The sequence below is a fragment of the Dyella japonica A8 genome, assembly GCF_000725385.1.
Classification (GTDB): domain Bacteria; phylum Pseudomonadota; class Gammaproteobacteria; order Xanthomonadales; family Rhodanobacteraceae; genus Dyella; species Dyella japonica_C.
In genome coordinates, this window is the sequence record NZ_CP008884.1 from 162,933 (window position 1) to 173,791 (window position 10,859).

The 10,859-nt window shown below is 65.1% G+C and carries 10 protein-coding genes; 3 read left to right on the plus strand and 7 right to left on the minus strand.

Features of this window, described 5'->3' with window-relative positions; translation table 11 throughout:
- Positions 1 to 9: 9 nt before the first annotated feature.
- Positions 10 to 807, plus strand: a complete 798-nt coding sequence (locus tag HY57_RS00690; RefSeq protein ID WP_019464342.1) for an AraC family transcriptional regulator — start codon at positions 10 to 12, stop codon at positions 805 to 807.
- 73 nt (positions 808 to 880) lie between these two features.
- On the plus strand, positions 881 to 2,755 hold the full coding sequence (locus HY57_RS00695; RefSeq protein ID WP_019464343.1) for an aspartyl protease family protein: 1,875 nt from the start codon (positions 881 to 883) through the stop codon (positions 2,753 to 2,755).
- Positions 2,756 to 2,882: 127 nt separating this feature from the next.
- Here the strand turns inward: HY57_RS00695 and HY57_RS21035 are convergent, their stop codons facing one another.
- The 7 genes from HY57_RS21035 to HY57_RS20660 all read right to left on the minus strand — a co-directional run bounded on the left by HY57_RS21035 (position 2,883) and on the right by HY57_RS20660 (position 9,760).
- On the minus strand, positions 2,883 to 3,338 hold the full coding sequence (locus HY57_RS21035) for an REP-associated tyrosine transposase (RefSeq protein WP_081500588.1): 456 nt from the start codon (positions 3,336 to 3,338) through the stop codon (positions 2,883 to 2,885).
- A 156-nt stretch (positions 3,339 to 3,494) separates the two neighbouring features.
- Positions 3,495 to 5,198 (minus strand): dipeptidyl-peptidase 3 family protein, encoded by a 1,704-nt coding sequence (locus tag HY57_RS00700; RefSeq protein ID WP_019464344.1) that lies wholly within the window; start codon positions 5,196 to 5,198, stop codon positions 3,495 to 3,497.
- A gap of 182 nt (positions 5,199 to 5,380) precedes the next feature.
- Positions 5,381 to 6,583, minus strand: coding sequence for an ABC transporter permease (locus tag HY57_RS00705; protein WP_235186643.1), 1,203 nt, complete (start codon positions 6,581 to 6,583; stop codon positions 5,381 to 5,383).
- A gap of 2 nt (positions 6,584 to 6,585) precedes the next feature.
- On the minus strand, positions 6,586 to 7,320 hold the full coding sequence (locus HY57_RS00710) for an ATP-binding cassette domain-containing protein (RefSeq protein WP_019464346.1): 735 nt from the start codon (positions 7,318 to 7,320) through the stop codon (positions 6,586 to 6,588).
- Positions 7,317 to 8,894, minus strand: coding sequence for an alpha/beta fold hydrolase (locus HY57_RS00715; protein ID WP_019464347.1), 1,578 nt, complete (start codon positions 8,892 to 8,894; stop codon positions 7,317 to 7,319). Before HY57_RS00715 ends, HY57_RS00710 begins: the two co-directional genes overlap by 4 nt.
- A gap of 12 nt (positions 8,895 to 8,906) precedes the next feature.
- Positions 8,907 to 9,140 (minus strand): helix-turn-helix transcriptional regulator, encoded by a 234-nt coding sequence (locus tag HY57_RS00720; protein ID WP_019464348.1) that lies wholly within the window; start codon positions 9,138 to 9,140, stop codon positions 8,907 to 8,909.
- Positions 9,137 to 9,760 (minus strand): hypothetical protein, encoded by a 624-nt coding sequence (locus HY57_RS20660; protein ID WP_019464349.1) that lies wholly within the window; start codon positions 9,758 to 9,760, stop codon positions 9,137 to 9,139. The genes HY57_RS00720 and HY57_RS20660 overlap by 4 nt, the downstream gene beginning before the upstream one ends.
- A gap of 466 nt (positions 9,761 to 10,226) precedes the next feature.
- Between HY57_RS20660 and HY57_RS00730 the strand changes: the two genes are divergently transcribed.
- Positions 10,227 to 10,808: a fimbrial protein gene (locus HY57_RS00730; RefSeq protein ID WP_019464350.1), complete on the plus strand. Its 582-nt coding sequence runs from the start codon at positions 10,227 to 10,229 to the stop codon at positions 10,806 to 10,808.
- Positions 10,809 to 10,859: the final 51 nt, after the last annotated feature.

A 10,859-nucleotide genomic window follows, 5' to 3' on the forward strand; every position in this document is an offset into this window, starting at 1 on the left:
ACTGGGGCCATGCAGCATCTACAGCGCACCAACTACGGCCAGCCCGAGCAGCTTCGCCAGCTGGGTGGCCTGCAGATTTCCGCGACGCCTTACGCGGGCGGCAGCACGCTGCCCTGGCACGAGCATGACGAGGCCTATCTTTGCCTGGTCGCCGCGGGTGGCTATACGCAGCAGTGCGCTGACGACGAACTGGACTGCCAACCCGGCATGCTGCTGACGCATCCGCAAGGTCACCGGCACGCCAACCGCTTCGGCAGCGCCGGTGCGCGCTGCATCAGCATCTTCTTCGGCGATGCGCCGGGCGATGGCGTCACACGCCTGCTGGGCGAGCACCGGCAGCTGCGCCTGCCCGACGCGGATCGCCTGCTGGCACGCATCGAGCGCGAACTGCGCGCCACGGACGACGCCGCAACGCTGGCGCTCCACTCGGCCGTGCTGGAGCTGGTCGCCCTGGCCTGCCGCGCCGATGACGAGCGCCGGCCCGCCTGGCTGCAACGCGTGCTCGACCGCCTGCACGACGATCCGCTCGCCATGCCATCCCTGCATGAGCTGGCCGGGCTGGCCGGTGTGCATCCTTCGCACCTGGCGCGCAGCTTCCAGCGTGCCAAGGGGGCCTCGGTCGGCGAATACCAGCGAGGGTTGCGCATTGCGCTGGCGCGCAAGGCGTTGGCGGAAGCACATCGCTCCATCGCCGACGTCGCCGCCATCGCCGGCTTTACCGACCAGAGCCATTTCGCCCGCGTGTTCCGGCAGATCACCGGGGAGACACCGCGTGACTATCGGCACAGGTTGCAAACCGCATCCTGATTTGTCACTGCCGTGCTAGACCGCGCGGTTTCGCCTCGGCGACCATGGCGTCAACCCACGCAAGGAACCCGTCATGGCCCTACGCTCCCTCCTCTTTGTCAGTCTCATGGCTGGCCTGGCCGCACCGGCCATGGCCGCCCCTGCCACCGATGCGGACGCGTTGCTGCGCGACCTGCGGCAAGCCTATGGCGGCGCGCACTGGAACGGCGTCAGGGGTTGGCACGCCGAAGGAAAACAGACCAGCGAGGACCTCACCGGTGCATGGCAGGCCACGGTAAACCTCGGCAACGGTTACTACATCACCCGCACGCGCAATGACCTGTTCACCACCGCGGAAGGTTTCGATGCGCAAGGCCACTGGCGACAGGACATCACCGGCCTGTCGCATCCGCTGGACTCGGACGAAGCAAAGATCGTCACCGTCAGCGAAAACTGGTTGCGCGGCCTGGGCTTCCTGCGCCCTGAGTTGCCGGCCAGCTATCGCGTGTTGCCCGATGCAAAGGATCGCAAGCATCGCTATCTGCAGCTCGAGGCCACGCCGGCCGGTGGCCGCCCGGTGACGTTGTGGATCGATCCGGCCACGCATCGGCTGGATCGCGCCGTCTGGCAGAGTTCGTTCCTGACGGTAACCGAGCGTTACTCGGACTATCGCGCGGTGGATGGCAAGCAGCTACCGTTCCAGATCCATACCACCGAAACAACCGTCAGTGGCGCGAGCGACGGTGAGACCGACACGGTAGTGTCGGATTACCAGATGATGGGCGGCGGCGCGGCCATCGATACGCAACGCCCCGCCAACCAGGTGACCGACGTCACCATGGCGCACGACGCGCTGCAGGCCATCGCGCCCATGCATCTGGAAGCCGGCGTGCTGCTGGTCGATGTCAGCATCAATGGCCATGCACCGGCTCCTTTCATCCTCGATACCGGTGGCCACGCCATCCTCACGACGGATGCGGCCAATAAGCTCGGCCTGCGCACACAAGGCCAGGGCGTGGCCACGGGTTCCGGCCCGGGATCGATGAGCACCTCGTATACCAAGGTGGACGACTTGGCGCTGGGCGACGCGCATGTGCGCGACCTCCCTTTCAGCGTGATGCCCTTCCCCTACAGCTTCTACGAACGCGGCGAAGGCAAGGAGCCGATTGCGGGCATCCTGGGCCTGGAAGTCTTCGAGCGATTCGCCGTGACGTACGACTACGATCGCGGCGAACTGCGGCTGCAACCGTTCGATCACGGGCAGGCTCCACAAGCCGCCGAAGGCGACGCGCTGACGCTGCGCTTCACCGACGACATGCCGCTCACGACGGCGCAGCTGGACGGCCATCGCGGCATGTTCGGCATCGACACCGGCAACGGCAGCTACCTGCTGACCTTTCCCCAATGGGCGGAACGCAACGGCATCGCCACACGCTACGCCGCAGGCGCACCCATTCCCACCGGTGGCGTGGGTGGACTGTTCACGGCCCACATAGCCCACGCGCACGAACTCGTCCTCGGCAACCAGCGTCTGGACAACGTGGTGGCCATGCTGACCCGCACCGATGCAGGCGCCACCGGCAACCCCTCCGAAGCCGGCAACATCGGTCAGGATGTGCTGGCGCGTTACAACGTGCACTTCGACTACCGGCGCCAACAGATGGTGTTGATGCCCCGCAAAGACGCGCCCCCGAAGCATTACGCCATGGCCGGCATCCGCGTCACCAAGCAACAGGAGTCCCCTGACCGTTTCCAGGTCATCGATGTCATACCCGACAGCCCGGCCGCGCAGGCTGGCCTCAGGAAGGGCGACGCGATCGTCGCTGCCAATGGCAAGCCGGCCTCGGTACTCGGCACCAACGACCTGCGCGCCATGAGCGGCTGGCAACCGGAAAACACGCCATTGACGCTGAAGCTGGCGGACGGGCGGGAGCTGAAGATGGTGATGAGGGATCTGGCGCCGAGGTAAGCGTGCCCGTCACATCCTCTGTGGGAGCGCACCCTGTGCGCGACGGCCTGGCAAAGCGAAGGACCCGGCGTTCTCCCGTTGCGCAAAGGGTGCGCTCCCACACCGAAAGGCGACCACTGCGCCGAACTCAAAGCCACACACAGTTCCAATACGGGTAGTCGAGCACGTTGCTCACCAGCCCGGCACGCAACGGGTTGGCAACGATATAGCGGGCGACGTGTCGCCTATCCTCGTCATGCCGAAGCGCATGGTCGTGGAAGCCTCGATCCCACACGAGAGTGGATAGTGTGCATCGTATGCCCTTGGCGGTAACCGACTTGAATCGGTTCATCACTGTGGCAAGGCCATCGTTCGGGCCAAGGCTCACCAGTCCATGCCAGTGGTCCGGCATCAACACCCAGCAGAGCAGTTCGGCATCGCCCCATGTCCGTGGATTGTGCACGGATCGGCATATTGACCGCGCCAGGTCGATATTCCGAAACAGCGGACGTCGGTATGCAACAACCGTTGTCAGCAGATAGACCTGGCCGGGCATCGAAACTCGACCCCGGCGCAGTGCCTGGTATCCAAGCGGATGATTCATGACCCAAACGTCGCATTGCGCGGGTCATGGCGTCATCAGAACGCTTCGGGTTCTCCTGTAGGAACGCAACCTCGGCTTCGTAGCCCTGAACGGCTTCGCCGCTTCGTCGGCTTGTCGCGCACAGGGTGCGCTCCCACAGGAACGGTGTGCGCTGGATCAGGGCTTCTGCAGACCCAGCACATCCAACCCCTGCTCAAAGGTGATATCCACCGGGATCTTCGCCTTGTCCAGGCGCTTCAGGTCGCCCGCCAGCGTGGCATCGACGTTGCCCATGCTATCGGTGAGCTGCTTGGCGGCGTCATAGTCACCGTCGCCCTGGATGGTGAGCAGCTTGGCGGAAAGCGCATTCATCGCCGCGGTCATCTTGTCGAAGTCGACGCGGTAGCGGCCGGTGGCGGCATCGCGCGAGAACGCACCCTGCTGCTGGAAGAAGTTGAAGCGCACCATGTTCGCCTTGGCGTGCGCGTCGCTGGCGCCGAAGCGCACCGAACGCAGGATGCCGGCAAGGAAGGTGACGTAGTTGTCCATCAGCTTGGCCTTGTCCAGCTCGCCCTTTTCCGCCAGCTTGGTGACCATGTAGAGGCCAAGAATATCGGCCTTGCCTTCCTCGAAGCTCGAGGCCTGGTCCTTCAGCGCGGTGCGCACCATGCCTTTGCCGCTGAGCGTGTTCTTGATGCCAAGACCGTGCGCCACTTCGTGGAACATGGTGTTCTCGAAGAAGGCGTCGAAGGTGAGGTGCGATTGCTGGTCGTCCGCGATCAGCTCCTTGGCGATGGGCAGCATGATCCTGTCGAACTTGGCCTGCATCACGTTCTCCAACTGCAGGCGGCGGGTGCCCTTCTTCAGCTGCACTTCCTCGTCATTGGGCAGGTTGATCGCAATGGTCTTGGCGCCGACGTTGGCATCACCCGCGTAGTACACGGCGAAGTAGGCGTTGAGGTCGGCGTCGGAGCCGGGTTTCTCCACCTTGTACTTCTCGTCCACCGGCAGTTCGCGCTGCAGCTCCGGCAGGTATTTGGCGAAGCGGGCGAGCTTGGCGCTCCACGCCTGGTCCTTCACCAGCACGTAGCTTTCGTAGCTGGCCTTGTAGCCGTAGAGCTGGTCTTCGTAGGTTTCGATGGGACCGATCACGATGTCGACAGGGTTGTTCTTCATCGACATCCAGGCGAAGTCGCTGGGACGGTAGTCATCGCTGAGCAGGGCGTCGGCGCGCTTCTTCAGGTAGCCCGCGAACTCCTTGTCCGCCGAGAGATCCGCCGCCTGGCGAAGCAGGCCGGCGGCACGTTCCAGGTCGGCCTTGTATGCCTCGTGGTAGGGCACGGTCACCAGCTTGTTCTGCGCATCGCGGCGCAGCAGCGTGTAGAGGCCGGCCTTGTCCTTGAGATCGGCCTTGTCGAACTCGTCCTTGGTCATGTCGGCCGGATAGAACTGTGCGCCCGGCGGACGCGCGCCCACACCAGCAACGAACGGCTGGTCGTTGTCCAGGCGGTCCCAGGGGCCGTAGTTGATCTCGGCGAAGCGACGTGTCACGTCATCGGGAATGCGCGCCATCAGCGCGGCCTTGTCGCCCCACGACTGTTGCCAGTAGATGTCGTTGGTGACGTCGGCGGCCTCGATCAGCAGCGCGATCATCTGCTTCTGCTTGTCGTCGAAACCCGAAAGGTCGGCGCTGAGCTTGACCGATGCATAGTTGGCCATGCGCTGTGAGGCGATGTCGGCATCGGTGGACGGCGGCGGCACGGCGGGCGCCGTGCTGGCCGGCGCGGGGGCGGCGCTCTGTTGTGCAGGGGTGTTGGCGTCGTGCGAGCTGCAGCCAGCCAGGGCGACGACAAGACTCAGGGCAAGAAGATGGCGGCGCATGGGGCTTTCTCGTTGGAGGAAAGCGCCATGCTAACCGCATCACCCGCCCTACCTCACCGTCATCCCGGCGAAAGCCGGGATCCAGTGCCTTTTCGGACGTTTGTCATAAAGAGCAAAGTCGCTGGATCCCGGCTTTCGCCGGGATGACGGTGAGGGGCGCAAACGTCATCGAGACGCCCGCCTCACCCCGAAATCGCCAACCGCTCCGACTGATACAACCGCACCGTCGCCAGTACGGCGATCAAAGCGGCCACCAGGCTGCCGGCCAGGCACAGCCCGAGCTGCTGCGCGGTTACGCCATCGCCGCGCAACAGCTGCATGATGCCCAGGTGCTGCCCCAGCAGCGGCACGGCATACATCCAGCCCTGCGCCTTGATGGGCATGGTGGAGAGCAGGATGCTCGGCAGCACCGGCACGAACATCAGCAGCGACAGATAGGTCTGCGCCTCGCGGTAGCTCTTGGCGAACGCCGCCACCATCGACTGCAGTGCCGCCAGCAGGGCGATCAGCGGCACCATCAGCAACAGCACCTGGCCGCTGAAGCGCGGGCCTAGGTCAAGCTCCATGCCCAGCTTTTCGGTGGGAATGAACGGCCCGACCACGCTGAAGGCCAGCAAGCTGATCAACAGACTCGCCGCCGAGAACGTGCAGATCGCCGCCAGCTTGCCCGCGAGGATCTTCCAGCGCGGTACGGGATTGGCGAACAGCGGCTCCAGCGACTGGCGCTCGCGCTCACCGGCGGTGAGGTCGATGGCCAGGTACATGCCGCCGACGAACACGGTGAGCACGAAGAAGTACGGCAGGATGGAGAACATCAACGCCGCGCGTGCCTGCGCCGTGGCCTGGTCGCGCTTGGCGGCCACCACGGGCCAGGCAGTACTGGGCGACAATCCGCGCGCCACCAGTCGCATGGCGCCCTGCTGGCGCGCATAGGTTTCCACCACCTGCGTCACGCGCTCCACGGCGGCATTGGCGTCGCGCTGCGAGGAGTCGTAGATCAACTCCACCTGCACCGCCTCACCCTTGCGCCAGGCCTCGGCGTAATCGGGCGAGATGCGCAGCACGACGTCGGCGTCCTGCTTGCGCACGGCCAGTTCGGGGTTGGCGATGGGCGCCTTGGGCACGATGCCCTCGGCCTTCAGCGCGTTGATGAGGTTGGGCGCGTGCTCGGCACCGATCACCGGCACCGGCAGGGGTTTCTCCGCCTTGTCGAACTGGCGGTTGAGTGTGACGTTGAGCATCATCACCAGGATCAGCGGCCCGAGCAGCGGGCCGGTGAGGAACGCACTGATGATGGTGCGGCGGTCGCGCAGGTTCTCCTTCACCTCCTTGAGGAAGACGGTGAGGAAGGCCCGCGTGCGGGCGACGGGCGTCATGGTTTTCATGTTCACGCGGCAAGCCCCTCTTCGGTGCCGATGATCTTCACGAAGGCATCTTCGAGGTTGGCCGCACCGGTCTGTTCGCGCAGCGCCTGCGGCGACTCGTCGGCCACCACGCGGCCGTTGGCGATCACCACGATGCGATCGCACAACGCAGCCACCTCCTGCATGATGTGGCTGGAGAACAGCACGCAACGGCCCTCGCTTTTCAGGTGCTGCATGAACTGCCGCAGCGCGCGCGTGGCCATCACGTCCAAGCCGTTAGTGGGTTCGTCGAGGATGACGTTGCGCGGGTCGTGGATGAGCGCGCGTGCGATCGCCGTTTTCACCCGCTGGCCTTGCGAGAAGCCCTCGGTGCGGCGGTCGGCGATGTCTTCCATCTCCAGCGCCTTCACCAGCGCCTCCCGGCGACGGTCGATGACGTCGTCGGGCAGGCCATGCAGGCGCGCGAAGTAGTCGACGTTCTCGCGTGCGGTCAGGCGCTTGTAGAGCCCTCGCGCATCCGGCAGCACGCCGAGCTGGCGACGTACTGCCAGTGCATCGTCGGCGGCGTCGATGCCATCCACCAGCACCTGTCCGCGATCGGGCTTCATCAGGGTATAGAGCATGCGCAGCGTGGTGGTCTTGCCGGCGCCATTGGGGCCGAGCAGGCCGGTAATCTCGCCGTCGCGCGCCTTGAAGCTCACGCCGTCCACGGCCTTCACGGCGCCGAACGCCTTGTGCAGATCCTTCACCTCGATCATGGCGTCGCTCCGTTGAAATCGATGAACGTGGGCGTGGCTTGCAAGCGCTTGAGGCAGGTGGCGTCGAGCGCCTTCGGGTCGAGATCTTCGATGAAGTGCTTCACCACCTGCGGCGCGCACCCGGTATTGATCACATTGTGGCCTTGCCCGGTGAGCACGAAGTGGCGCGAGTTCGGCAGGTTCTTTGCCACCTGGTCGCCATAGCGCGGCGGCGTGACGGGATCGAACTGGCCGGAGAACAGCAGCGCCGGGGCATCCGTCTTCAGGGGCTGGTGGAAATCGGCTGGCCGCGTGCCCTTGGGCCAGACCGAACAGGTGTTGCGCAGCGTGTCGACCATGCGGGTGCCGAGGATGGTGTGCGCATCCGCGTCAGCCGGGGTGAGCAGGTCGGCGTCCTCGCTGCAGATCACCGACAGCTGCATGCCGCCATTCATGGTGTCGGAAAGATCACCCGACAGCAGCTTGGCCTGCCCCAGCAGCGGTCCGACATCGCCATGCGCCGCCGCGTCGATGGACACGGGCAGCAGCGCGGCGGTCAGCGGCGAGTACGCAAACATGCGCACCACGCTGGCCAGCGAATACTCGCTCAGGGTGCGTTGCACGCTCTGGTAGTTCTGTGGATCGCGGAAGCTCACCTTGTGCGGGTTGGCGCGCAACGCATCGCGCAGCTGGTAGAGCGTCTGGTACGGGTCGCTGAAGCGCTTGCGGCAGGCGTCGTTGGCGGTGCACTGGGCGAACTGCGCCTTCAGCGCGTCGTCGAGATTGCGCGCGAAGTCCTGCCCCAGCACCAGTTCGTTCGGCACGACGCCGTCCAGCACCAGGCTGCGCACGGCCTTGGGATAGTGCATGGCGTACTGCTGCGCCATGCGCGTGCCGTAGGACACGCCGACCAGGTCGAAGGTCGGCGAGCCCAGCGCCTTGCGCACGTCTTCCAGGTCCTGCGCGGCAATGGTGGTGGTGTAGTAGCGCGGGTCGGCCTTGCCTTGGAGCTGTTTGAGGCAGCGCTCGGCTTCCTGCTTTTGCCGCTCGGCGCCGGCATCGATGTCTTCGGAGCCGCCTTCCGTGCCCTCGCCCTCGTCCTTGCAGGTCAGCGGGTTGGAACCGCCCGTGCCGCGCTGGTCGAGCAGCACGACGTGGCGATGTGCGGTGAGCGGCTGCAACGCGGTCGACACGCCCGGCCACGACTCGGTGGCCGCCTGCCCAGGACCGCCAGCAAGCATCACCAGCATGTCCTTGCTGGCCACCTGCGCGCTGCTGCGGATCACCGCCAGCTTCAGGCGGATCTTGCGGCTGTTCGGATCATCGCGGTTCTCGGGCACGTCGAACGGCGCGCACCAGGCCGCCGTCGACAAGCCGCTGTTCGGCTGGCCCAGTTCGCACGGTGCGAGGGTCAGCGAACCGAGTTTCCATGTCTGCGGGACCACGGGCGTGGATGGATGATCGACCGGTGCGATGGTCGCGGTGCCATCGCTGACCGCCTCACTGGTGGGCGGATGGAAATGTTTCCACCCCAACGCGGCCAGTCCAATGACCACCACGCCTATGCGGAAGGCCGTTCGGCCCTTGATTGCCATGGGTGCTCTCCCTCACTCCATTGGATGTCGCGAAACCGCAGGCGATGCCGCCTGCCATTCCGGTTCGAAGATTGATTCGATGGACAGGCCGAACAGGCGCGCGATCTTGAAGGCCAGCGGCAGGCTCGGATCGTACTTGCCCGTCTCGATGGCGTTCACCGTCTGGCGCGAAACGTCCAGGCGTTCGGCAAGGTCGGCCTGCGACCAGCCGCGATCGCCGCGCAGTTCACGGATACGGTTGTTCATTCGCGGCGCGCACGCCAGGTCAGATAGCCGCGAACGGCGCCATAGATCAGGCAGAGTACCGGGTACGTCAGCAGCAGCACGAAGGTGCCGTCCAGCACGAGGATCCTCGATGCACCAAGGAACCCCAGCGCCATGCTCGCCACGCCGACCACCGCCGCGCTGACGGCGATGGCTTCCAGATGCTGGCGACGCTCCAGCTCGTCGCCGGCCAGAATGTGCCGCACGCAGGCAATGACGATCCACGCGATCGGCAGCATGGGCGACAGCACCAGCGCCGTCTTGAGCGCGCCGGGCGACATGCCCTTCTGCAGCGGCCAGGCGTAGAGCATCACGACCATATAAATGAGGATCGCCGGCATGAACTCGCGCAGGTAACGGCGATCCACCGCGCGGCAGCGCTCGCGTATCAGCGCCCTGCTCGTGTAGATCGTGAATGGCAGCCCGGCGATGAATACCACCAGCCCCAGCAGCTTCAGCAGCGCCCCATCCCGGATCATGAGCCAGAAGCTGGCCGCCAGCAGCGCATACGCGAGGGCGACCGCACCCCAGCGGGCCCAAGTGGGCCACGCCTCCATGGGCGCGAGCCGACCGCCTTGGGTGAACCCCGTGGATGCGCTCATGGCACCCCACCCGTCTTCCCGACCTGTTCCATGCCGCCTCCCGCCACATGTCAAGCTGCCTTGACATGAAGCTAGTACTGCAGGCGAACCGTGTCAAGCAAACTTTACACGCAAGCCGTTTATCGGCGAGAGGTTCCGAAACTTGAGGGTGACGTTAATAGGATCATTCCCAAAATGTGACGCAATGTGCACATTCCCACCCACGCCGGGCGGCCCGAAGTGACCTTTCAGGGCTCACTGAATCGTCACAAAATTTTAACGACGATCTCTCATTTCTGCCTGCGCCGCCATTTCTTCACCTCCCTACACCTTGGCACGGCCATTGCTTATCGCCCCCGGTAAGCGATCTGGCCACCGACCTGTACAGGCTCGGACCAGAAGCCGAAGGCGCCATGGGGGGCAGAAGCCACTGTCCGGAAGCGCATAACGAACAGGTTTCATCCACACACGCTCAAAGGACATGGATATGAAGAAGCTTCTCCTCGCTGCCCTGGTTGCCTCCACCCTGGGCTTTGCGGGCCTCGCCACCGCCGCCACCCCGGTCGTCAGCAGCGGCACGATCACCGTGAACGGCAAGATCGTCTCCTCGACCTGCACCGTCACCGCGAACGGCCAGCAGAACCCGACCATCACGCTGCCGACCCTGGACACGAACTCGCTGCCGGCTGGCGCTTCGGCCGGCTGGACCGCCCTCACCTTCTCGGTCACGGGCTGCTCGGCTGTCACCAACCCCGCCGCGACCTCGCTGTCCACCTACTTCTCGAGCGTCAACGTCGACAGCACCACCGGTTACCTGAAGAACACCACCGCCGGCGGCAGCAACGTCGAAATCGTGCTGTCGAACTCGCAGACCGCGGCCCTGGGCGCCGGCAACGGCCTGGCCCTGAACGCCCCCGCCGGTTCGCAGAACACCCCGGTGGTCGCCATCCCGGGTACGACCACCGGCATCGCTACGTTCAACTACTACGTGGGCTACGTTGCCGGCACGTCGGCCGCCACGGCCGGTGCGGTCAACACCACGGTCCAGTACGCGCTGAGCTATCAGTAAGCGTTGCAATACCCGTGCTGCGGCCGCCCTGGCCGCAGCACTTCTCCCTCT